Origin of the sequence: Oligella sp. HMSC09E12 (genome assembly GCF_001808505.1) — a bacterium.
GTDB classification, from domain to species: Bacteria; Pseudomonadota; Gammaproteobacteria; order Burkholderiales; family Burkholderiaceae_B; genus Oligella; species Oligella urethralis.
In genome coordinates this window covers 328,026-350,063 of record NZ_KV793615.1, presented here as the reverse complement: position 1 = coordinate 350,063, position 22,038 = coordinate 328,026, and the positions used below count along the sequence as shown (strand labels likewise).

The 22,038-nt window shown below is 46.9% G+C and carries 23 protein-coding genes and 1 tRNA gene; 4 read left to right on the top strand and 20 right to left on the bottom strand.

Features of this window, described 5'->3' with window-relative positions; all coding sequences use genetic code 11:
* Positions 1-127 precede the first annotated feature (127 nt).
* The 12 genes from HMPREF3179_RS11705 to tyrS form a co-directional block, all read right to left on the bottom strand.
* Positions 128-841, bottom strand: coding sequence for a hypothetical protein (locus HMPREF3179_RS11705; protein ID WP_070471367.1), 714 nt, complete (start codon positions 839-841; stop codon positions 128-130).
* Positions 813-1,043: a hypothetical protein gene (locus HMPREF3179_RS11700; protein WP_018027463.1), complete on the bottom strand. Its 231-nt coding sequence runs from the start codon at positions 1,041-1,043 to the stop codon at positions 813-815. Before HMPREF3179_RS11700 ends, HMPREF3179_RS11705 begins: the two co-directional genes overlap by 29 nt.
* A 211-nt stretch (positions 1,044-1,254) precedes the next feature.
* Entirely contained in the window at positions 1,255-1,485 is a 231-nt protein-coding gene (locus tag HMPREF3179_RS12160) for a hypothetical protein (RefSeq protein WP_141743477.1), read from the bottom strand.
* Positions 1,486-1,875: 390 nt separating this feature from the next.
* The gene (locus HMPREF3179_RS11695; protein WP_141743476.1) at positions 1,876-2,823 is read right to left on the bottom strand and encodes a tyrosine-type recombinase/integrase; all 948 of its coding nucleotides are present in this window, start codon (positions 2,821-2,823) and stop codon (positions 1,876-1,878) included.
* 45 nt (positions 2,824-2,868) lie between these two features.
* Positions 2,869-3,054: an Arm DNA-binding domain-containing protein gene (locus HMPREF3179_RS12670; protein ID WP_083290765.1), complete on the bottom strand. Its 186-nt coding sequence runs from the start codon at positions 3,052-3,054 to the stop codon at positions 2,869-2,871.
* 200 nt (positions 3,055-3,254) lie between these two features.
* A tRNA-Ser gene (locus tag HMPREF3179_RS11690) sits at positions 3,255-3,342 on the bottom strand.
* Between the two features lie 59 nt (positions 3,343-3,401).
* Positions 3,402-4,076, bottom strand: coding sequence for a riboflavin synthase (locus HMPREF3179_RS11685; protein ID WP_070471365.1), 675 nt, complete (start codon positions 4,074-4,076; stop codon positions 3,402-3,404).
* A 9-nt stretch (positions 4,077-4,085) separates the two neighbouring features.
* The gene (gene ribD / locus HMPREF3179_RS11680) at positions 4,086-5,273 is read right to left on the bottom strand and encodes a bifunctional diaminohydroxyphosphoribosylaminopyrimidine deaminase/5-amino-6-(5-phosphoribosylamino)uracil reductase RibD (protein WP_083290389.1); all 1,188 of its coding nucleotides are present in this window, start codon (positions 5,271-5,273) and stop codon (positions 4,086-4,088) included.
* On the bottom strand, positions 5,257-5,751 hold the full coding sequence (gene nrdR / locus HMPREF3179_RS11675; protein ID WP_018025621.1) for a transcriptional regulator NrdR: 495 nt from the start codon (positions 5,749-5,751) through the stop codon (positions 5,257-5,259). The genes ribD and nrdR overlap by 17 nt, the downstream gene beginning before the upstream one ends.
* Before the next feature lie 70 nt (positions 5,752-5,821).
* Complete coding sequence (glyA, locus tag HMPREF3179_RS11670; protein WP_018025620.1) at positions 5,822-7,066, bottom strand: serine hydroxymethyltransferase; 1,245 nt, start codon at positions 7,064-7,066, stop codon at positions 5,822-5,824.
* 105 nt (positions 7,067-7,171) lie between these two features.
* Complete coding sequence (locus tag HMPREF3179_RS11665; RefSeq protein WP_036558235.1) at positions 7,172-7,804, bottom strand: YbhB/YbcL family Raf kinase inhibitor-like protein; 633 nt, start codon at positions 7,802-7,804, stop codon at positions 7,172-7,174.
* A gap of 36 nt (positions 7,805-7,840) precedes the next feature.
* A complete protein-coding gene (tyrS, locus tag HMPREF3179_RS11660; protein ID WP_048767846.1) occupies positions 7,841-9,067 on the bottom strand; it encodes a tyrosine--tRNA ligase in 1,227 nt (408 codons plus the stop codon).
* A 132-nt stretch (positions 9,068-9,199) separates the two neighbouring features.
* Here tyrS and HMPREF3179_RS11655 point away from each other — a divergent pair, with 132 nt between their 5' ends.
* Positions 9,200-10,336: an anhydro-N-acetylmuramic acid kinase gene (locus tag HMPREF3179_RS11655; protein WP_070471363.1), complete on the top strand. Its 1,137-nt coding sequence runs from the start codon at positions 9,200-9,202 to the stop codon at positions 10,334-10,336.
* A 23-nt stretch (positions 10,337-10,359) separates the two neighbouring features.
* Here HMPREF3179_RS11655 and erpA read toward each other — a convergent pair whose 3' ends face one another.
* The 7 genes from erpA to pmbA form a co-directional block, all read right to left on the bottom strand.
* Positions 10,360-10,722, bottom strand: coding sequence for an iron-sulfur cluster insertion protein ErpA (erpA, locus tag HMPREF3179_RS11650; protein WP_018025616.1), 363 nt, complete (start codon positions 10,720-10,722; stop codon positions 10,360-10,362).
* Between the two features lie 137 nt (positions 10,723-10,859).
* Positions 10,860-11,603, bottom strand: coding sequence for a DUF6776 family protein (locus HMPREF3179_RS11645; RefSeq protein WP_070471361.1), 744 nt, complete (start codon positions 11,601-11,603; stop codon positions 10,860-10,862).
* Between the two features lies 1 nt (position 11,604).
* Entirely contained in the window at positions 11,605-12,663 is a 1,059-nt protein-coding gene (gene argC, locus HMPREF3179_RS11640; RefSeq protein ID WP_070471360.1) for an N-acetyl-gamma-glutamyl-phosphate reductase, read from the bottom strand.
* A gap of 236 nt (positions 12,664-12,899) precedes the next feature.
* Positions 12,900-13,292, bottom strand: coding sequence for a 30S ribosomal protein S9 (rpsI, locus tag HMPREF3179_RS11635; RefSeq protein ID WP_018025613.1), 393 nt, complete (start codon positions 13,290-13,292; stop codon positions 12,900-12,902).
* 9 nt (positions 13,293-13,301) lie between these two features.
* Positions 13,302-13,730 (bottom strand): 50S ribosomal protein L13, encoded by a 429-nt coding sequence (gene rplM, locus HMPREF3179_RS11630; protein ID WP_018025612.1) that lies wholly within the window; start codon positions 13,728-13,730, stop codon positions 13,302-13,304.
* A 175-nt stretch (positions 13,731-13,905) separates the two neighbouring features.
* Positions 13,906-15,006, bottom strand: a complete 1,101-nt coding sequence (locus HMPREF3179_RS11625; protein ID WP_018025611.1) for a TRAP transporter substrate-binding protein — start codon at positions 15,004-15,006, stop codon at positions 13,906-13,908.
* Between the two features lie 89 nt (positions 15,007-15,095).
* Positions 15,096-16,433 carry a metalloprotease PmbA gene (gene pmbA / locus HMPREF3179_RS11620; RefSeq protein ID WP_036558228.1) on the bottom strand — a complete coding sequence of 446 codons (1,338 nt, stop codon included), beginning with the start codon at positions 16,431-16,433 and terminating at the stop codon, positions 15,096-15,098.
* 108 nt (positions 16,434-16,541) lie between these two features.
* On the opposite strand from pmbA, the gene yjgA reads away from it, so the two are divergent.
* Both yjgA and HMPREF3179_RS11610 read left to right on the top strand, forming a co-directional pair.
* Complete coding sequence (gene yjgA / locus HMPREF3179_RS11615) at positions 16,542-17,090, top strand: ribosome biogenesis factor YjgA (RefSeq protein ID WP_036558226.1); 549 nt, start codon at positions 16,542-16,544, stop codon at positions 17,088-17,090.
* Between the two features lie 39 nt (positions 17,091-17,129).
* Positions 17,130-17,813, top strand: coding sequence for an alpha/beta hydrolase (locus tag HMPREF3179_RS11610; RefSeq protein ID WP_070471358.1), 684 nt, complete (start codon positions 17,130-17,132; stop codon positions 17,811-17,813).
* A 113-nt stretch (positions 17,814-17,926) separates the two neighbouring features.
* Here the strand turns inward: HMPREF3179_RS11610 and HMPREF3179_RS11605 are convergent, their stop codons facing one another.
* Entirely contained in the window at positions 17,927-20,398 is a 2,472-nt protein-coding gene (locus HMPREF3179_RS11605) for a bifunctional acetate--CoA ligase family protein/GNAT family N-acetyltransferase (RefSeq protein ID WP_070471357.1), read from the bottom strand.
* Between the two features lie 166 nt (positions 20,399-20,564).
* Here HMPREF3179_RS11605 and gltX point away from each other — a divergent pair, with 166 nt between their 5' ends.
* Complete coding sequence (gene gltX / locus HMPREF3179_RS11600) at positions 20,565-21,986, top strand: glutamate--tRNA ligase (RefSeq protein ID WP_070471354.1); 1,422 nt, start codon at positions 20,565-20,567, stop codon at positions 21,984-21,986.
* Positions 21,987-22,038: the final 52 nt, after the last annotated feature.

Here is a 22,038-nt window from a genome sequence, read left to right as displayed (position 1 = left end):
GGTTTGCCAACCTCGCTGGGCAAACATAAAAAAACCGCCTAGTTTTTAAACTGGCGGTTTTGATTTGTGAAAAGATGAAGCAGTTATCGTTCTATATCTTGTTCAGGTTGATTTTGAGGTTAACTGATTAACGCTCTAAATCTTCTTCTAAACTCTCTCTCTCCAATTCATTATCTAGAATCCAATGAGAAACTTTAATTGCTTGTTCTTTGACATGCTCCCAACTTTTCCATTCATCTGAGATTGATTTGTACTCTGATAAGTCAACATCATCCAAGTCATATGGTAAGGGGTTGGCTAGTTGTGCCATTAATTGTTGTAATACGATTTTGTCATCACTTTCATAGAGAATATTCATTGGAGCAAGTGCCTTTTGAGTTTCTGACTGTCCTAGGTATTTTGAAAGAGCTGCGAAGTCTAGGTAATCTCTAGTAGCATTTCTCTTTAAGATTAGAATCCCCTTGATTCGTAGCATTTCATGAGGGGTAGGCAGAGTAATCTTATTACCCTTCAATAAAAGCTCCTGCTTTTCTAAAGGTGCTTGGCGTATCAATTGTCTGACACCTGTCTCAATGCCATCTAAACCCCCTAAGATTAAAACTGGCCGTTTCAATCTGGCCGTTTTCCATCCAGCTACACTTTCCAACTGTTCAAGCACCTCATCAAAATGAGTTTTTAAATCAGTCAGTATATGGTCTGCATCAGAAGAGAGCCTATGTCCTGCATAGATAACACTCGCTGTTCCACCCACTAATACAGCCTCGGGTAGAATTTCTTGCAAATGCGCAGAAGCTGAGAGAACTTGCTCCCAATCAGGCATTTGATTCTTTTGCTTTGGCATAGGAACTCCAAAAATGATAACGTTGTTCGTAAGGATCGCTTAAACGATGTTCACTGACTTTTTTTATTTTTGAGATTATGGTTGATGGATTTTTTTTTAACTCTAAACCTAATGCAATCCAATCATTACCATCACCACGAGAAATAATGTCATCAATAGCGGCTAAGGTGAAGTCTTCATGGTTTAAATGGCGGTGTTTCATAATAAAACTCCTTTGCTTTAATCAATACTCTTATTTTATCAAAGAGTACTTACCAAAGCAGACTGGATCACATATAGCGTCCAGTCTATTTTCTGCCGTCTGTTCCGGCCGGTCAGCTTGATTATTAACGTTTCACTAGTCGTTCCCTCTGTGTCCTGTCTTCTATGTGTAGAAAAGCAGGGAGGCCTAGTCATTTCGTCACGTGATTATCTTAGATGGTTACCTCTACAGCACTATCTTGTTCACCATCACAACAAGCGCATTTCGGTGGGGTGATTGCGTAGTCACCTGGTCGAAGCGGACTCTTAATCGGCTCGATGCGTTGCACCACCTTTAAGCGCCGGTCTCTTAATCGCTGTCGATAAGCCCGTTGCCTCTCCGCCTGATTGGCGTACTTACGGGGTCTCCCCACGGGTCTTTTAGTGTCATTCTCTAAAGTCATAAATTTACTCATCAAAATAACGTAACACGATATTTAGTTTTCAATCTATATAGTAAAACGTTACGAAATAATTCTAATATTTTAGAAATCTGACCATAAAACATAGTAACCTATGTCACTGTTTACTGTCATGGGCTGATAGTCCAAGTGTGAAGAGTATTGATGATTTAATTTAGCGTTCAGGGAAGCACCTATGTCCAATATAAATCCAAAATATTGAATTAAAATAAAGAAATGGAGGTTACCAAGGTTACCTTTTGCACTGAAAAGGTTACCTTTTTATCTATTGCATATATAGGTAAGTTATTGATATACATATAAATATAACTATATAGATAGATAAGGTAACCTGGTAACCTTGGTAACCTCTATATTTTTAGTCTTTTCACTTTAGGTTTCTAAGGTTTCTAAACTTACAAGATAATCTGACCACCATTGCATCATTTCTGTGCGTTGCTCTAGATATAATGCATAGTTGTAAGCCGCCTTGACCTCGTTATCTTCATCATGCGCTAGTTGTAGTTCAATGTGATCGCTATCAAAACCTTGCTCATGCAGTATTGTTGATGCGACGCCTCTAAAACCATGCCCGGTCATGCGTCCCTTGTAGCCCATTCTGTACAGCGCATATAGAACAGTGTTATTACTAATGTGGCTACGATGTCCATACCGTTCATGAGGGAAAAACTTCTCACCATCACCGCTAAGCTTATGAAGCTGTTTAAGTAGGCTCATTACTTGCTGACTTAAAGGCACGATATATTGACGTTCTTTTTTCATTCGTTTCGCCGGAATGACCCACTGCTTTTTATCCCATTGCACTTCGTCCCATGTGGCTTGAATGAGCGTGCTAGTTCTAACAAACGTATGCATCATCAACTTAATAGCTAGAACAGTAATTTCACTCCCGTAGTAGCCATTAATATCAGCAATTAATTTAGGTAACTCTTGTTCTGTAACCCGTGCATAGTTTCTTTTCTTTCTCTTTGGAATAATATCCCTTGGCTGTATCTCACTGGTTGGGTTAAACGCTATGTACTCTTGTACGTAGGCATACCGCATAATTTGTTTACATGTCAGTAACGTACGTTTAGCGATGTCATAAACGCCTTTTTCGACTAAGTCGTTAATAAGCGACTTGAAGTGAGAGGGCTTTAAATCAGCTACAAAAAGATGTCCTATGAGTGGAAAAACATTATTATTGAGTCGAGTCCAGCTGTTTAGTTGATATTTTTCATTTTTGCCTTGTCGCCATATTTGATACCACTCTTCAGCAACATGATAAAAAGTATGTTTAATCGCTAATTGCTTTTCCTTTTTTGCTTGTGCAGGGCTCACACCCTGTTGCAATTGACCCTTAGCTTCAGCGTGTTTTTGACGAGCCTATGCTAGCGAGACCTTGGGATAAACACCATAGGATAGCGTTTTGCGCTTTGAATCGAATTTGTAGTCATAACGCCAGTATTGTGATCCGTTCGGGTGAATAAATAAATACAGTCCATTAGCATCAGTAACTTTATAAGGTTTGGGGCGAGTCTCAAGGCTATTTATTTTCTTGACAGTAAGCATATTAATTACGGTATAAATTAACAAAAAAAATCTTAAATACAAAATATACCGTGATTTATACCGTCTTTCAAACCGTGCTACTTAACATATTCAAGCAACTTATACAACTGTTTTAAATACAAAAAACCCCGCTAAGCCTTTGTTTTAGCGGGGTTTTTATAAGTTTCTAAGCAACTTTAACGTTGCTTGTATAAATTCTTTGGCGGATTGAGAGGGATTCGAACCCTCGATACGTCTCCGTATACACGCTTTCCAAGCGTGCGCCTTCAGCCACTCGGCCACCAATCCTATCTATACCATCATATCAGATGATAATGACATTAAGCCAAGAATTATATCACCTAACACTACGATCGACAATTAAAAAACGCCTTTTCATGAATATCAATCGCACCATCGCTAGGGGATAAGCTTAAAATTCTTTCCACGTAGCGCGCTAATAAATCCACCTCAATATTTACCTCGGCACCCTTTTGTAAGTGCTTGAGGGTAGTGACTTCCAAGGTATGAGGGATTAAATTAATACTAATCTCGCAGCCACCGGAGGGTAGATCATGCACAGAGTTGACCGTCAGACTGACGCCATTAACGAGCACAGAGCCTTTATAGGCCAGGTACTTACTCAGTGCAGCAGGTATTTCTAGTTTCAGCTCATGCGACTCACCGACTGGCTGAAAGCTATTTACCAGCCCCTTACCATCCACGTGACCAGCGACGATATGCCCGTCTAAGCTATCACCCAGACGCATGGCATGCTCCAGGTTGACCTCACCGATACGATCCAAACCGACCGTTTTATTAAGGGACTCACGCGACACTTCGACCTCAAAGCTTTTTTCATCAAAAGCCACCACGGTCATACACGCACCTTGTATAGCGATTGAATCGCCCAGCTTAGTGCGACTTAAATCAAAGCCATTGGCATTGATATGCACACGCACACCGCTATCCTTATCACCCTCATGCCCTAAGGGCGTGACCTTAGTAATTTGACCAATTCCTGTAATTATCCCTGTAAACATCCCTTTAACCTATTCAGAAATCGCTGCCAACATTGCTTGCCAACGTTGTGCATCCCGTGCGCTTAAACGTATATCCGTGCCCACAAGCTGTTGTTCAAAAAACACCATTTGCCTGGCCTCACTTAAGCGTTGCAAAGGTGATAGCGCAAATGCCTCTCTGCCTGGACCGATGATTTTTGGTGCCATATACATGAGCACTTCATCCATTAAATTTGCCTCTAGAAAGGCCGCATTTAATCGCGGACCCGCTTCTAAATGCACTTCATTTATCTCATTGTCCGCCAGATACGCCATCACAGCGTGTAAATCCAATGCCTCGCTAGCGCCATCGCTATTACTCAACGGTATCTTAATCAGCCGTGCATTTTTCTCCTGCACTAAGCGCGCCTCTTTTTGCTGCTCCGCTGCCGTTAAGGCTCTGTCTTCCACAAACAACCAAACCGGGTCACCATTAAATAATGCCGCCTTTTCATCGATGATGAAGCGACGATCAATCACCGCTCGAATCGGTTGACGTGGTGTCTCTACTGCACGTACATTTAATAAAGGATCATCTGCCAACACCGTACCGATACCGGTTAAAACGACGCAACTACGGGCACGCCAATGCTGACCATCAGCACGCGCTGCTGCGGCAGTAATCCACTTCGACTCACCGTCGGCAAGGGCGACTTTAGCGTCCATGGAGCAAGCTATTTTGCTACGCAACCATGGGCGCTTAGTCACCATCCGCGAAATAAAGCCGGGGTTCAGCGCCAATGCTTCTTCTGCCAGGATACCACTACGCACCTCAATCCCCGCTTGCTGCATTTTGGTGATACTACGCCCAGCCACTAAGGGATTGGGATCACGCATCGCAATGACCACCCGAGCAGGCTGGCATGCAATCACCGCGTCCACACACGGTGGTGTACGACCATAGTGACTACATGGCTCCAGCGTCACGTAAAAAGTGGCGCCCCGTAACGCCTCCGCAGGCACTCGAGCCTTAGCATCTTTGATTGCCTGCACTTCCGCATGATCCTGACCGACCGCTTGGGTGCAGCCTTTACCCACCACCCGACCGTCTCGCACAATCAGACAGGCGACGCGAGGATTCGGTGAGGTAATATAAAGCGCAGAGTGAGCAAGTTGGATAGCCTCTCGCATCCATTGCTCATCTTGCTGTCGTAGCAGTGCCTCAGGACTTGGATTCATGATGCTTTAGTTTGGTGATGCCATGCTTTTGACCCTGCATCTCGCTAATGGCCTTAACAAATTCATCAATATGCTCAAAGCTCTGATAGACCGAAGCAAAACGCACATAAGCCACCTGATCCAGCTCCTTAAGCGTTTGCATCACCAGTTCACCCACGGTCTCAGTGCTAATTTCCTTTTCGCCCATATTAAAGACAGCATCCTGAATGGCCTGCAGTGCATTCTCACGCGCCTCCGTGCTAACCGGCCGCTTACGTAAGGCCATATTCATACTGGCTTCAAGCTTTGATAAGTCAAACTCGATTCGTCTACCGTCGCGCTTAACTACCATCGGCATCACCTTTTCGACTCGTTCAAAGGTGGTGAATCGCTTTTCGCAATCAGGACAACGACGACGTCGACGAATCACTCTACCCTCGTCTTGCCAACGAGAGTCAACGACCTGAGTATCTGTCTTACCGCAAAAAGGACATTTCATAACTGTACAGAATCAGCTCACCTTGCGTTTTACCCCAAGATGAGCTGTATTAAAAGCTGCGTGTTGCTGCTTATTTGTACACGGGGAACTTCGCCGTCAAGGCGTTAACCTTGGCGCGCACTTCCTCAAGGAAAGCCTCATCATGCGGATGCTCCAACACATCAGCGATCAGATTAGCCGTAAGCTCAGCTTCAGCCTCTTTAAAGCCGCGTGTCGTAATCGCAGGTGAACCAATACGAATACCACTGGTAACAAACGGTGTTTCTGGATCATTAGGAATGGCGTTTTTATTAACCGTAATATGCGCTTTACCTAAAGCCTCTTCGGCTACCTTACCAGTAATTCCCTTGCTACGTAAATCCACTAGCATCACATGGCTCTCGGTGCGGCCTGAGACGATACGTAGACCACGTGCAGTTAAGGTGTCGGCAAGCACCTTGGCGTTTTTAATTACCTGCTCGCCCCACGCCTTGAACTCAGGCGCCATCGCCTCCTTGAATGCAACCGCTTTACCAGCGATCACGTGCATCAATGGACCACCTTGAAGACCCGGGAAAATCGCTGAATTAATTTTTTTCTCATGCTCAGCTTTCATCATGATCACACCACCACGAGGACCACGTAGCGACTTGTGCGTTGTTGAGGTCACAAAGTCGGCGTGCGGTACGGGGTTAGGATACTGACCTGAAACCACTAAACCAGCGTAATGCGCAATATCTACCATAAAGTAGGCGCCACAATCCTTGGCAATTTTAGCCATGCGCTCAAAATCGATTTTTAAGGCATAGGCAGAGGCACCGCCCACAATCAATTTAGGCTTATGCTCTTGTGCTAAACGCTCAAGCTCATCGTAATCAATCTCTTCCTTATCATTTAGACCGTAATGCACAAAGTTGTAGAGCTTACCAGAGGCATTAACCGGCGCACCGTGCGTCAAGTGGCCACCCTCAGCTAAGCTCATACCTAAAACGGTATCGCCCGGCTGTAGCACTGCCAAATAAACTCCCTGATTGGCTTGCGAACCTGAGTTAGGCTGAACGTTAGCCGCTTCAGCGCCAAAGAGCTGCTTTAAACGATCGATCGCTAATTGTTCAACAATATCGACATACTCACAACCACCATAGTAGCGCTTGCCAGGGTAACCCTCAGCGTATTTATTGGTTAATTGTGAGCCTTGAGCCTGCATCACCGCAGGGCTAGTGTAGTTTTCAGAAGCGATTAATTCGATATGCTGTTCCTGACGCTCATCCTCTTTTTGAATGGCTGCCCATAAATCCGGATCAACTTTATCCAAAGTATTGCTACGGTCAAACATTGATAAAACTCCTAATGATAGGTAAATAGGGTAAATGAATTTCAAACTATGATGAATCCCAGCGCAATGCGCTGAGATTCGCTATGCTGATGGCCTTAGATCCGATTATTCAGCGGCCAAACGCGGGTTTAAGGTATAAGTGCCAGTGATTGTGTCTGAGGCCAAAATATGATTAGCCATCGCTTTTACCACATCGGCACATGTAAAATTACCCTCCAGCGGTAATTTTTCCACATCCAAGGCATAGAGGGTGAAATGGTAGTGATGAATTAGCGAGTCATTAAACGGTGGGCAAGGACCATCGTAACCAAAATAATCGCCCTTCATATCCGGGTCACTCGCAAACCAATCGGTGAAATTATTAATCGCATGACGCAAATCATTAGGTGCAGACGGACCGCCTTTACCCTTAGGCGTGACGGTTTTAGAATGTTCACCCTCTTTGATTTCAGTGGCATCTGCCGGAATATCAATTAAGGCCCAATGATAAAACTCCACTCGCGGTAAGTCTGCCGGCACCTCGCGATCCAATTGATTAACATCATCCGCTTTGCTCGGCACATCCGTATCCACACAAACCATCACAAAGGACTTGGTCCCGGCAGGTGCATCAGTCCAACTAAAGTGAGGATTGATATTGGAGGATAAGGCAATATTAGACTGCTTATCCATTTTGCCAAAGGCAAAACGCGTATCAATCGGCTGATTAGGTTGAATGGATTGACTACTTAACTTCATAACACACCTCCAAATATGATGGATTGATTGCTCGTACTACTTAATTGTCACACGCGCAAACTTACGCTTACCAACCTGTACCACGTAGGTACCGGCAGCTAATTGCAGTGCTCGATCTTCGATACGTTGACCGTCGATACGTACCCCACCCTGCTGAATATTACGCGTGGCCTCAGAACCTGAACTCGCTAAACCGGCATCACGTAAAACGTGAACAATGGACAAAGGCCCATTTGCTAATTCAACCTCCGGCATCTCATCCGGAATCTGACCGTCACGGAAACGTGCCTCAAACTTTTGTAAGGCACTGTCAGCGGCAGCTGCATTGTGGAAGCGCGTGATGATTTCCTGCGCTAGCATCACCTTGAAATCACGTGGATTACGACCATTTTCGGTCTCTTTGCGGTAAGCCTCAATCTGCTCCAGACTCAGACGTGACAATAAAACATAATAGCGCCACATCAACTCATCTGAGATTGACATGATTTTACCGAACATACTATCGGCATCCTCAGTAATACCAATGTAGTTATGCTTAGACTTAGACATTTTCTCAACCCCGTCCAAGCCCTCGAGTAGCGGCATTGTCAGCACACACTGCGACTCCTGCCCAAACTCTCGCTGTAAATCACGACCGACTAATAAATTAAACTTCTGGTCAGTACCGCCTAATTCAATATCACTCTTAAGCTGCACTGAGTCAAAGCCCTGTAATAAGGGATAGATAAACTCATGAATAGAAATCGGCACACCGCCCTTATAGCGCTTGGTAAAGTCATCACGCTCCAACATGCGGGCGACAGTGTAACGTGATGCTAAGGAAATCATATCGCGTGAAGATAGATTATCACACCACTCTGAGTTATATCGAATCTCGGTACGCTCTGGATCCAAGATAAGCGAGGCTTGCTCATAATAAGTCTTAGCATTCAGCTGAATCTGCTCTTTGGTAAGTGGTGGACGTGTGGTATCACGACCACTCGGATCACCAATCGTCGCCGTAAAATCACCGATCAGGAAAATCACTTGATGACCCAAATCCTGTAATTGGCGCATTTTATTAAGCACTACCGTATGACCTAAGTGAATATCCGGTGCAGTCGGGTCTAAGCCTAGTTTAATCCGTAGCGGCACGCCTGTATCCTTGCTACGTTGCATTTTCTGCATCAACTCGCTTTCGACTAACAGCTCATCACAGCCACGCAACACCGTGCGCATGTCGTCTTTTACTTCTTGGCTGATCTGAATTTCTTGCTCAGACATGGATAAATAAACTCCAAAACGTTTATAGATGTACAAATTTTCAGTGACAAAGGACCGTCATGGCACTTTGTCTATTATGTGCTAAATTATACCCTTTATTATGCGGGATTATTGCTTCCCAAGGCGCATTTTATGAACCGACAGTCATCTTATTTTATCGGCATCATGTCCGGCACCAGTACGGATGGGGTGGATGCTTCATTGATTCGAATAGAGCCCACGGCGGAGCAAACCGTGCAATTGATCAATACGAGCAGCATTGATATTCCACTGAGTTTGAGAGATATTACTTTAAGGTTAAATCAAAGTGGTCCAGATGAGCTACGTATTGCGGCTGAGGTCTCCTTGGAGCTTGCTCGCTTATATGCCGAGGTGACGCAAACTATTTTATTGGAAAATGGCTTAGTCGCTGAGGAGATTAATGCGCTAGGGATTCACGGTCAAACCGTGCGCCATCGTCCCGAGCACGGCTACAGCATTCAGCTAAATGCCCCAGCCTTGGTGGCTGAGCTTACAGGCATTGATGTGATTGCTGACTTCAGAAGCCGGGATATTGCTGCCGGTGGTCAAGGTGCACCACTGATTCCGGCCTTTCACCACGCCATTTTCCACGATAAGCATAAAGCGCGTGCACTCTTAAACATCGGCGGCATTAGCAACCTCAGCCTACTGCACCCGGCACAGGCCACCACTGGTTTCGATTGCGGCCCAGGCAATATGCTGCTGGATTATTGGTGCCAAAAGCACTTAGGCCAACGCTTTGACAAAGACGGTCGCTGGGCCGCACAGGGTGAAATCAATCAGGCAATGCTGAGCTTTTTCTTAAGTAGCGAAGCTTGGCTGCAAGCGGCACCGCCTAAATCCACTGGCCGCGATTTATTTAATGGTACGTGGTTAGAGCAAAAGCTAGCGACTTTTTTTGAACTCAATCCCACCGTGCATTCCTACAAAGCGGAGGATATTCAAGCCACCCTCACAGCCTTTACCGTCAGCTGCATTGTGGATAGTTTAACCCGCTATGCCAGTGACACCGAAGAGCTCATTGTCTTTGGCGGCGGCGCAGCGAATCCGGAAATTATGCGTCAATTGGCCCGCGCCTTACCCTATTCGGTACTGCGGAGTGATGCCTTAGGCATAGCTACGCAAGCGATGGAGTCCACCGCCTTTGCTTGGCTTGCATGGGCTTTTAGGGAGCGTCTACCCGTATGCACACCTGAAATGACAGGAGCCCGCCACGCAAGCGTAGCAGGCTCCCTCTATCCAGCATAAGTCAGCGCTGTGGCGACTAGGGATTAAATTGAAAAAGACGAACCGCAACCGCAGGTGGTTGCGGCATTCGGATTACGAATCACGAACTGCGCACCCTCAATATCCTCTTTGTAGTCGATCTCAGCCCCAAATAAATACTGGAAGCTCATCGGATCCACTAATAGGGTGACACCGTTTTTATTGATTTGTGTGTCTTCCTCATCCACATCTTCATCAAAGGTAAAGCCATACTGGAAACCTGAACAGCCACCACCCTGCACAAACACGCGTAGCTTTAAGTCAGGGTTACCCTCGTCAATTAATAAATCGCGCACCTTGTCAGCAGCGGCATCTGTAAAAACTAATGGGCTACTAGGTGCTTGTAAATCTACCTGTTCAATACTCATATCTTGCTCCAATGCGCTATTTTCTTGCGCATAAAATCAATGCGTTACTAATTCTACCACAGGGTCGATAAGGTCCCCGCTATACCCACTATCACTATAGTGGTTTTAATATTAAAATATCTTTAAAATACAATCACTTATAATGCGATCGTCTTGCTTAGCTTAACACTCTTACCCTCTAGCACCTTCAGAGTAATCTCCTTGGGCGTAAAGCCAAATGGGATCGCCAATAAGCCTTCGCGACGCTGAATGCGACTAAAGTTAAGCTCTAAGATGGGGCTCATTTGAGCGCTTTTCAAGTCAGCCCCCTTGGTCTCGGCGCCTGCTTGAGCAATGCTACCGATTAAGGATCCGCTGTCTGATGAAGTCGCAACGCTCGGCACCACCTCGGGATACAACGTGATAGTCTGTGGCTTGCCATCACGTTCACCCTGCGCAGTGAATTGTAAACGACCCACAAAGGGTTGCTGCAAACCGCGCCCGCTGACGGAGAGCATCAGTTTAAAACTAATATAGCGCCCCTCTTGCTGCGCCTCAAAGGCTCGTAAACTGATAGCGCCATCAGGCCCGGCTGGAATCATCTCCTCATAAAAGGCTAATTCACCATTTAGCCGCGTGAGCTCGTCATTCAACCTAACAATTTCACGGCTATATTGAGCAATCATCGCATTATCCAAGAGTGCCTTGGCCTTTTGCTCATTATACTGATGCTCAAGCGCCTGCAAATTAATCGTCGCTTGCTCATTTGCTTGCTGAAATCGCTCTTCTAAGCTGAGCTGCAACTGATCCAATTCACGCAAATGCTCTGCCCGCTGTTGGTAGAAGGTTAAGCCACCACCAATCGCCACACCCAGCAGCAATAAAAAGACGCGCGCCAACATACTATGGCAGTACCGCTACAAATTCCAGACCCTCAGATTCAGGCAAGCCAAACATCAAGTTCATATTTTGGACCGCTTGACCTGCTGCACCTTTCACCAGATTATCCTGCACTACTAAAATAATCAGGGTATCACCGTCACCCGGGCGTGATAGCGCAATGCGTAAGTTATTTGAGGCACGCACGCTACGCGTTTCGGGTAGACTGCCGGCAGGCATCACATCCACAAAACGTTCGCCAGCATAGCGCGCTTCAAACAGCGCTTGAAAATCCATCGCTCTCGCCTCAGGCTTAATACGCACATAAATGGTCGAAAACATGCCACGTATCATCGGCACCAAATGCGGCACAAAGGTCAGACCTACGGGCGCACCAGCAAGCTGCTGCAACTGCTCACTGATTTCAGGGTGGTGGCGATGGCCGCTCACGCCATAAGCCTTAAAGTTATCACCCGCCTCAGAGAGTAAATTAGCGACTGAGGCGCCACGCCCAGCGCCCGACACACCGGATTTACAGTCAGCAATAATCCCATCCAGTTCGATAAGACCTTGCTCTAATAAGGGGGCCAAACCAAGAATCACGGTAGTCGGATAACAACCGGGATTACCAATGATCTTAGCGTTTTTGATTCGCTCACGATTGATCTCAACCAAGCCGTAAACACTGTCATTTTTCAACAGCTCGGGGCAGCGATGTGGCAGCTTATACCATGCTTCAAACACTGCGGTATCCTGTAAGCGGAAGTCGGCCGCTAAATCAATCACCCTGACGCCAGCTGCTAACAACTCCTCAGCTTGAGACATGGCCACGCCATGGGGCGTCGCAAAAAACACCACATCGCATTGATTTAAGGCCGCATTTTCTGGCGTCACAAAGCGTAAATCCACCTTGCCGCGCAGGCTCGGAAACATATCTGCTACTGCCACGCCCTCTTCGCTGCGGGACGTTATGGCTTTTAATTCCACCTGCGGATGCTGCGACAAAATACGCAACAACTCCACGCCTGTGTAGCCTGTGCCACCGACAATGCCAACATTAATTTTCTGATTAGCCGCCGTCATAAAATTCCTGTCCTGTAATCTAAAAAATAAGTGCCTATACACTGGTAGACACTACTATGATTTGTTCCCTTCATTGTAAAGGATCGCTAAGACTAAGTCGTGAGGATTCGCTCAGTTGGACTAAAAGCGCTACCATACCACATTAACGCCACCCATAAAAAAACCGCCACCCATAAAAAAACCGCCACCCAACACAGGTAGCGGCTCTTTGCTGTAGCAAATCGATAAACGTAAAATTAACGCTTAGAGAACTGCTTACGACGACGTGCGCCGCGTAGACCAACCTTTTTACGCTCAACAGCACGTGCATCACGAGTAACAAAACCAGCTTTAGAAAGCTCAGGCTTTAAAGAGGCATCGTAGTCAATTAATGCGCGTGTAATACCGTGACGAACCGCACCCGCTTGACCGCTCTCACCACCGCCGTGAACGTTAACCTGGATGTCGAAGCTCTCCAACATATCCAATAAAGCTAAAGGCTGACGAGAAATCATACGACCAGTTTCGCGACCGAAGTACTCCTCAAGCGACTTACCGTTAACAACGATATTACCAGAACCTTTTTTCAAGAAAACACGAGCAACCGAGGTTTTGCGACGACCCGTGCCATAATTCCAATCACCAATCATGACTTATCCTTAAATATCAAGCTGTTGAGGTTGCTGGGCAGTATGAGGGTGCTCAGGACCTGCATATACCTTGAGTTTTTTGAACATAGCGTAACCTAAAGGACCCTTAGGTAACATGCCTTTAACTGCTTTTTCTAAGGCACGACCAGGGAAACGCTCCTGCATCTTGCGGAAGTTCGTCTCACGGATACCGCCTGGATAACCAGTGTGATGATAGTACTTCTTATCTTCAAACTTAGCGCCGGTAACTACAACATCGGCTGCGTTGATGATCACGATGTAATCGCCTGTGTCAACGTGAGGGGTATACTCGGGCTTATGCTTACCGCGCAAACGGCGTGCAACTTCGCTGGCTACACGTCCTAAAACCTTGCCCTTTGCATCGATAACATACCAGTCACGTTTGACTTCATGGGGTTTTGCCACAAAAGTCTTCATGATTTTTTATCCTTAAAAGTTAAAAAGCTCATGCTCGCCATGCCATTATTAAACACTTGGCAGTACAAGCTGAGTAAGCCGACTATAATAACATAAATTATTATTTTATAAAACAAAAAACGCTAAAGGGAATGATATCAACCCCTTAGCGTTGTTTTTATACAGAATCTGCGCTTTAGCTTAAGCGATTAATCGCATAGGCAAGGAAGCGTGTATAGGAGGTCTCTAGCACGTTAAACCAAGGCGCTACCGAGTTGCGGTAAGCCATGTAGTCATCATGTAAGCGCTTAAACATCTCATCTTTTTCTGAGTACTCTTTGTAGAGCTCAGCCGTGGCTTTATAAGCCGCTTCCAAGATATCGCGCGGAAACTCTCTTAAAATAGCGCCCTCAGCAATTAAATTACGGAGTGAGGTGGCGTTATTAAAGTCATAAATTGCCAACATATCATTGGTAGCACGGAAAGAGGCTGTCTCAAGTACCGCTTTATACACTTCCGGTAACTTCTCGTATTCGTCTTTGTTGGTATAAAGTGAAACGGCTGGACCACCCTCCCAGAAACCTGGGTAGTAGTAATACGGCGCTACCTTAACAAAGCCTAATTTCTCATCATCAAAGGGACCCACGAATTCAACCGCATCCAAGGTACCCTTTTCAAGTGCAGGGTACACATCACCACCCGCTAACTGCTGTGGTACCACACCGATTTTAGATAAGACTTCACCCGCAAAGCCGGCGGTGCGCATCTTAACACCCTTAAGGTCGTCTAAGGACTTAATCTCTTTACGGAACCAACCACCCATCTGAGCACCGGTATTACCTAAGGGGAAGTTAACCACGTTAACCTCGGCAAAAAGCTCCCGTAGCAGCTTCATGCCATTACCCTCAATTAACCAAGCGGTCATCTGACGAGCTGTCAAACCAAAAGGTACGGCGGTATCAAAACAGTAGGCAGGCTTTTTACCAAAGTAGTAGTAACCACATGTGTGACCACATTGAACCGTGCCATTAGAAACTGCATCCAACACCTCAAAGGCTGGCACAATCTCACCCGCTGGGAATACATCAATTTGGAACTTACCGTCCGTCATCTTGTTGACGTACTCGGAGAAACGAGTCGCTGCACCGTATAAAGCAGGCAAGTTACGAGGGAAACTGGTGGCCATACGCCAACGTACCGTAGGACCATCTTGTGCAATAACGGGTGCCGTCACGGTAGCTGCACCGGCCGCTGCCACACCTAAACCAGCTTTTTTCAGAAACGAACGTCTTTCCATAAATCAGAACTCCTATTAAAAATATGCGAAATATGCTAGCACAAATTGTTGACTTGCACCTTAGCGATTTACCCTACTTTTAGGCTCCCTTAGGCACCGGCAACCGCCATCTGCTCAATCAGTACGGAACCACTGGTTTTAGCGCCACGCGTGATTTGATCTGCGCCAACGGCCTGTATTTGCTGAAACATCTCCCGTAGGTTACCAGCAATGGTAATTTCCTGCACAGGATACTGGATTTCACCGTTTTCCACCCAATAACCAAAGGCGCCACGGGAATAATCACCGGTTACATAATTCACCCCTCGGCCAATTAACTCGGTGAGCAATAAACCCCGATCCATTTTCTTTAATAACGCGGCTAAGCTGTCTTCAGGCCGGGTCAAGCTCGATTGCATAATCAAATTATGCGAGCCACCGGCATTGCCAGTGGTGCGCATGCCTAGCTTACGTGCACTGTAGCTTGATAGTAAATAGCCCTGCAAAATGCCGTCTTTAAGCAAATCACGCGCCGTCGTGGCAACCCCCTCATTATCAAAGGTGCCACTGCCCATGGCGCCCAAAATAAAGGGATCCTCATGGATAGTAAGATGCGAGGGCATCAACTCAGTGCCTAAGGAATCGAGTAAAAAGCTACTTTTACGATACAGCAGACCACCGCTGATAGCCTGCGCCAAATGCCCGATTAAACCAATGGCTAGCGGGGCCTCATAAATCACTGGATAGCGCCCTGTGGGTAGCTTACGCGCATTTAACCGCTTGACCGTGCGCTGCGCTGCTATCTCACCCACCTGTTGGGGCGATTGCAAACGCTCTGGATAGCGATTTGCGGTATACCAATAATCACGCTGCATGCCGTCACCCTTGCCGGCAATCACAGTAGCGGAAATACCGTGCTGACTATACTGATAACCACCCATAAAGCCCGCACTATTAGCCATCACAAAACGACCGCTACCGGTATTAACCTGCGCCCCCTCACTATTCGTGATTTTGTCACTCGATGCGAGTGCCGCTTCTTCTGCCTGCAAGGCCAATTCCGTGGCGCTACTAGGATCAATATCCCACGGCTTATAAAGTTGCAGATCACGAAAATCCGTCGCTAAGTCCTGCGGGTCCGGTAGACCGGCAGCTTCATCCTCTGCGGTATAACGAGCGATATTCCAGGCGGCAGCAACCGTTTCTGCCAAAGCCTTATCACTCAAATCCGAGGTGGAGGCCGAACCGCGCGCCTTACCACGATAAACCGTCACCCCTAAGGAACGATCGCGGGTACGCTCAACGGTTTCTACTTGCCCCTGACGCACGCCCACCACTAAACCAGCCGATTCGGACACGCCTGCGGACGCATCACTGGCCCCCAATTCTTTGGCTTTGGCTAAGGCCTTTTGTACAATTAACTCAAAATCTGAACTGCTAACACTCATTAAAAATCAACTACCTTGTAAATAGGATGGATGGTTTTTTACCAATCAATTTAGCTCTCAGGCTATCATATACGACTGACACGTTTTTATAAACCTTTTAATACCTCTATGACAATAGAATCCGAGCACAACAACGACCCAAGCTTCGATGACAACGGCTATGACGGCCCTAGCAAGTCGCAGGTTAAGCGTGAACTACATGCCATTGTTGATTTAACCAAGGAATTAATTGAGCTCTCTGTGGATAGAATACGTCAACTCCCACTGGAGGAGGAAATGACGCGCGCCTTGGAGCAAGCAAAAAGTTTCAAAAGCCATGGCGCTAAGCGACGCCAGACGCATTATGCCGCAAAGCTCTTGCGCCAAGCCGATCTGGAGACGATTAAAACGCTGTTGCACACATGGAAGCATGGTTCCAAGGAGCAAAATGATCACTTCCATCGATTAGAATTAATGCGTGAGCGCTTAATTGAAAGCGATGAGGAGGTGACGAAGTTTATCGAACAATACCCACAGCTTGATATTCAAGCCCTCCGCAGTGTGGTACGTGCCGCTCGCAAGGAGCAGGCGCAAAACGCTCAGCTAAGCGAGAATCAAACACCACAACGTAAGCAATACCGAGCTTTATTTCAATTTCTCAAGGACGTGATAGAGTAAAGCGTCTTACGCCTCACCCTAGATTAAGGAAGTGTTTTTATGAGTCAAGAACTGTTAAATTGTATTGAGTTAATTCATCCTAAAAAGGATACCGCACCCACCCACAGCGTGATTTGGATGCATGGTTTAGGGGCTAATGCACATGACTTTGTGCCAGTACCGCCCTACTTTCGCTTACCGGAGGCCTTAAACATCCGCTTTGTATTCCCCAATGCGCCCTCCATTCCCGTCACTATCAATAACAGCTATGTGATGCCTGCGTGGTACGATCTCCTCAGCATGGATATTGGTGGTGTGCGCGAAGATGAAACGGGCATTCGCAAGTCAATTGAGGATATTAATGCCTTGATCGAGCGTGAAATTGAACGTGGTATTCCTTCTGAAAACATTTTCTTGGCGGGCTTTTCACAGGGTTGCGCTATGGCACTAGCGACCGGCCTACGTTATCCTAAAAAGCTTGGCGGCGTAATCGGCCTCTCAGGCTATCTGCCATTGCTCGAACAAACGGCTGAGGAGCGTCATGCGGCCAATCAAAACACGCCGATTTTAATGGTGCATGGCTCCCTTGACCCAGTGGTGCAAATGGCGCGCGGCGAACAAAGTCGCGATCAACTGCGTGAATGGGGCTATGAGGTAGAATGGCATGATTACCCGATGCAACACGAGGTTTGCGCCGAAGAAATTCGCGATATTAACGACTTCTTGAGCGCCCACGCGAACTAAGTTGAGCTACATGATTAAACCTGCTTATCGTATGAATAAGCAGGTTTTTTTATCGCCACTCGCCGCTCCTCACGACAGCCAGCCCCCTAAGAGCTAATGAGCTACTCCGTACGCTACTTAAAAGGCATCCATACTCGACGTACGCTGTGATCTTCCGGGTCAGGATCATTTATCATGCCCAAGCCAGTCATTAGACTCAACATCGCTTTGTTATTGCTAAGCACAATACCCTCCAGATACTCCAAGCCCTGCTGTCGACCTAGCTCGATCAGCTTTGACATCAGCGAATGCCCCAAACGACGACGCTGCCAATCGTCCGAAATAACTAGGGCATACTCAGCACCGACCCCATCGTTATTACGTAAATAGTGGGCTAAACCGATAATGACCTCTTGCGGCAGGCCGCGATTCGCTGGATTAGGCACCTCGGTAGTCGCCACTAGGGCTAGCTCTTTGTCATAATCCACATAGGTATAGCGCGTTAGCATTTTTGGCGTTAATTCACTCATCATTGACACAAAGCGCATATAACGCGAGCTGTCGGATAAGCTGCGAATAAAGTTTTGTAGCGCTTCGGCATCTTCTGGACGAATCGGTCGCAAGGTCCACGGTATACCGTCCTGAAACACCTTATGCTCAACCAAATAATGAGGATAAGGATGGATCGCCAAATGTTGGTAGCGACTTTCGACAGTCTTCGCTTGTGGCTCCGCCGTAAGACTGATCGTGGCACTATCGGCAATGAGATTATTTAACCCTAAAGCAATAGGATTAATTTCCATCGTTTCAATATCTGGGTGCTCGCTCACCAAATCACTGACGATTTCAAGCAGCTTTTGCAACTTAACAAAATGATGTTCTTCTGCATAAAAATGCAATTCTAAACGCCAAAAACGACTACGCTCAATGAGTTGCGCTGCCAAAAACGCATTTAAGGGTGGCAAATCTTGCCCATGATCATGCTCTGAAATACGCACCTCATGCTTACCCTCACCAAAATAAATCCATGGCCCGAAAATCGGATCTCGCTTGACCATCACACGCGCAAAAGGAGCCTCATCGTCAATTTCCTCACGATGCTCGTCCATCTCATCCGCCCACAGCATATCGACATTGTAGCTACGGAAAATACTGCGTATCTCTTCTAAACTGAGCGCCGTCCGACCTTCAGCCCGCGCCTTATCAATAAGTGTTTGCACCGCCTCTTTATCTGGTTCTGTGTTGACCAATAAGGGAATCCGCACCTGCTGTAATAGCTGCTGGTTATAGTGATAGGCATTAATCGTATTAAAACCAAAAAACGCAGTTTCCGGATTTCTAAAGGCTGGCGTACCCGCTTCATCCATAATCTGCCTTAAGGGATGCATAATCTCTTCACCAAAGAGCGTGGTAAATATCGGCTTGGGTGCTTTAGGCGCATACTCCGCCAAGCCGCGCACGATTTCCTCCATATCGCTCGCCTCATCGGGCGCTAAAATCAGCATCACCGCATCAATCGCCGGATCGTCAACCAATATTTTTAAGGCAGCCACTAAACTACTACTGCTAAATGGCTTATACCCGATGACCGGATTAGTCGTAATCGAACCGGGACCCAAATGCACCGCTAAAGTATGCTGTGTGTCTGGTGATAAATAGCCAAGGCGTGCCGCCTCACCGGCTGAACCCAAGACATCCCAAAGTAACTGCGTCTGTGCACGGCCATTACCTAAAATAGCTAAGCGACCACCTTTAGGCTTACGAATATGGTTAACGGTCTTCAGGGCCGAGAAAAGCTCCAGAATATAATTGGCTCGCACCGCACCAGAGCGCCTAACGGCCGCATCAAACACCACGTCCTCACCCAACAGCTCGCTATCCATACGCCCCGCACGGAATACCACCACCGGTTTAACCGCCGCTGCTGCCCTTAAGGCGCTGAGTAAAGCACGTCCTTGAGTTAACTTATCCAAATACAACACGATGCTGCTGGTGTAAGTGTCGCCCGCCAAGTACTCAATGATCTCCGCTAAGCTCACCCCTGGGACCTCGCCCGTGGACACCGCTGTCGACACACCGACACCGGACTCGGCAGCCCAGTCTAAGACAGACATTAAAATCATCCGTGACTGTGAGACAACCGCCACCTTACCGCGATGCACTAAGGGGATACGACTAAAATTCAGCCCCTGCATCGGACGCTGCACACCGAAGCTACGTGGTCCCAACAAGAGGCATTGATGCTCCTTGGCCCAGGCCTTAATCCTAGGCGCTAAGCTAAGCGCATCGGCATCGATATCGGTATAGGGCAGGATAATTAAGGCTTTAGGCCGTCTTTTGGATAGTAGTTGTAGCGCTAGCTCAACTTTTTTAGAGGCTAAGCAGATTAAGGCAAGATCAGGAGCCTCCAAGGTATCATCCGGCGTGTCCGCCCGCAGACTGGTGCCGACATTTACCACCTCTTGCTGTGAGGCTATATCCCAGCGGTGCCACTCAACCTGGCGCCGGGAGCGACCTGCAATGTACTTAGAGAGGGGCAAATCAATATCACTAATCACCAAAATGGAGCTAGGATCAAATAAGGCGGCTAGTCGATGTTTATACATAAGAATAATGTCAGCTAATTGGCGATAAGGGAGCAACTCAAGCTCAGCTATGTTGCATCTTAATGGTATGATAGTTCCTATTTTACAATGTAAAGCGTACAATTAAAACTAACATCACGCCACCTTACTGCGTGAGGAAATTTTAGATTTAAACCGATTTAACATCATGACAACTGCTACCGTTAGAACTCGTTTTGCTCCCTCCCCAACCGGCTATTTACATTTAGGTGGTGCACGTACCGCCCTCTTTTCTTGGGCCTTTGCCCGTCACCATCAGGGTCAGTTTATTTTAAGAATTGAAGATACCGATTTAGAGCGCTCCACCCCTGAAGCGGTCGAGGCTATTCTAAAGGGGATGCAGTGGCTAGATTTAGATCATGATGAGGGTCCCTTCTATCAAACACAGCATTTTGAGCGCTACAAAGAGGTCATCCAGCAATTACTTGATGAGGGTAAGGCCTATTATTGCTACAGTAGCCCCGAGGAAGTAGAGGCCATGCGTGAGGCTGCTCGCGCTAAGGGTTTAAAGCCTAAGTACGATGGTACTTGGCGCCCTGAAGCTGGTAAAACACTCCCACCCATTCCCGCCGATCGACATCCGGTGGTGCGTTTTAAAAATCCTCAAGATGGCTTTGTGATGTGGGACGATATGGTTAAAGGTCCTATTACGATTGCCAATGCCGAGTTGGATGATTTGATTATTGCGCGTCCCGATGGCAGCCCCACTTACAACTTCTGTGTGGTGGTGGATGACTGGGATATGGGGATCACGCATGTGATTCGCGGTGATGACCATGTCAATAACACCCCGCGTCAGATTAATATTTTAGAAGCCTTGGGCGCCACGATCCCCGTCTATTGTCATGTGCCGATGATTTTAGGCCCGGATGGTCAAAAGCTATCCAAACGACACGGTGCCGTCAGTGTGATGGAATATCATCATGAGGGCTATCTACCTGAGGCCATGGTCAATTACCTAGCTCGTTTAGGTTGGAGTCATGGGGATGATGAGATTTTCAGTCGCACGCAGTTTATCGAATGGTTTAATACTGACAACCTCTCCAAAGCGGCTGCGCAATGGGATCCTAAAAAGCTAAACTGGCTCAATGCCCACTATATTAAGCAACTTAGCGATGAAGAGCTGATGCAGACTGTGTTACCACGCATTGAAGCCCGTGGCGGTCAGACCGATGGCTTTGAGACGGTGGCTATTCTTAATTTATTTAAGGATCGGGCCGAGACCCTAGAGCAGTTAGCAGATTCAGCCATGCTCTTCTTTGGTCCTTATCAAGCAGCGGATGAGGCACTTAAAGCGCAAGTCCTAACGCCTGATGCGCTTGCTATCTTAGCGGATTTTAAAGCGCGCGCCGAGCAGTTAAACAACTGGTCAGTCGAGAGCTTAGCAGCCGCGATTAAAGAGACCCTTGCGGCCAAAGCGGTCAAAATGCCTGCGCTCGGTATTCCACTGCGAGTGGCAATTACGGGTCAAAAGCAGACCCCATCGGTTGATGCCGTATTGGCTCTACTAGGTCGTGATGTGGTGTTAGCGCGTCTGCAGCAGGTGTTATCAGAACAGCACATTAAATAATCAGTGATTTGAACTTAAAAATACAGTAATCTTAAGTTAGACGATTAACTAA

What these genes read in the sequence shown, in the direction of transcription:
- HMPREF3179_RS11685 (WP_070471365.1), bottom strand. Translation starts at nt 4,076, where the DNA reads ATGTTTACAGGGATAATTACAGGAATTGGTCAAATTACTAAGGTCACG.
- HMPREF3179_RS11605 (WP_070471357.1), bottom strand. Translation starts at nt 20,398, where the DNA reads ATGTATAAACATCGACTAGCCGCCTTATTTGATCCTAGCTCCATTTTG.
- pmbA (WP_036558228.1), bottom strand. Translation starts at nt 16,433, where the DNA reads ATGAGTGTTAGCAGTTCAGATTTTGAGTTAATTGTACAAAAGGCCTTA.
- tyrS (WP_048767846.1), bottom strand. Translation starts at nt 9,067, where the DNA reads ATGTCTGAGCAAGAAATTCAGATCAGCCAAGAAGTAAAAGACGACATG.
- glyA (WP_018025620.1), bottom strand. Translation starts at nt 7,066, where the DNA reads ATGTTTGACCGTAGCAATACTTTGGATAAAGTTGATCCGGATTTATGG.
- HMPREF3179_RS12160 (WP_141743477.1), bottom strand. Translation starts at nt 1,485, where the DNA reads ATGACTTTAGAGAATGACACTAAAAGACCCGTGGGGAGACCCCGTAAG.
- rpsI (WP_018025613.1), bottom strand. Translation starts at nt 13,292, where the DNA reads ATGATTGGTGATTGGAATTATGGCACGGGTCGTCGCAAAACCTCGGTT.
- rplM (WP_018025612.1), bottom strand. Translation starts at nt 13,730, where the DNA reads ATGAAGACTTTTGTGGCAAAACCCCATGAAGTCAAACGTGACTGGTAT.
- argC (WP_070471360.1), bottom strand. Translation starts at nt 12,663, where the DNA reads ATGACGGCGGCTAATCAGAAAATTAATGTTGGCATTGTCGGTGGCACA.
- ribD (WP_083290389.1), bottom strand. Translation starts at nt 5,273, where the DNA reads ATGAATCCAAGTCCTGAGGCACTGCTACGACAGCAAGATGAGCAATGG.
- yjgA (WP_036558226.1), top strand. Translation starts at nt 16,542, where the DNA reads ATGACAATAGAATCCGAGCACAACAACGACCCAAGCTTCGATGACAAC.
- nrdR (WP_018025621.1), bottom strand. Translation starts at nt 5,751, where the DNA reads ATGAAATGTCCTTTTTGCGGTAAGACAGATACTCAGGTCGTTGACTCT.
- gltX (WP_070471354.1), top strand. Translation starts at nt 20,565, where the DNA reads ATGACAACTGCTACCGTTAGAACTCGTTTTGCTCCCTCCCCAACCGGC.
- HMPREF3179_RS11705 (WP_070471367.1), bottom strand. Translation starts at nt 841, where the DNA reads ATGCCAAAGCAAAAGAATCAAATGCCTGATTGGGAGCAAGTTCTCTCA.
- HMPREF3179_RS11625 (WP_018025611.1), bottom strand. Translation starts at nt 15,006, where the DNA reads ATGGAAAGACGTTCGTTTCTGAAAAAAGCTGGTTTAGGTGTGGCAGCG.
- HMPREF3179_RS11610 (WP_070471358.1), top strand. Translation starts at nt 17,130, where the DNA reads ATGAGTCAAGAACTGTTAAATTGTATTGAGTTAATTCATCCTAAAAAG.
- HMPREF3179_RS12670 (WP_083290765.1), bottom strand. Translation starts at nt 3,054, where the DNA reads ATGCTTACTGTCAAGAAAATAAATAGCCTTGAGACTCGCCCCAAACCT.
- HMPREF3179_RS11700 (WP_018027463.1), bottom strand. Translation starts at nt 1,043, where the DNA reads ATGAAACACCGCCATTTAAACCATGAAGACTTCACCTTAGCCGCTATT.
- HMPREF3179_RS11665 (WP_036558235.1), bottom strand. Translation starts at nt 7,804, where the DNA reads ATGAAGTTAAGTAGTCAATCCATTCAACCTAATCAGCCGATTGATACG.
- erpA (WP_018025616.1), bottom strand. Translation starts at nt 10,722, where the DNA reads ATGAGTATTGAACAGGTAGATTTACAAGCACCTAGTAGCCCATTAGTT.
- HMPREF3179_RS11645 (WP_070471361.1), bottom strand. Translation starts at nt 11,603, where the DNA reads ATGTTGGCGCGCGTCTTTTTATTGCTGCTGGGTGTGGCGATTGGTGGT.
- HMPREF3179_RS11655 (WP_070471363.1), top strand. Translation starts at nt 9,200, where the DNA reads ATGAACCGACAGTCATCTTATTTTATCGGCATCATGTCCGGCACCAGT.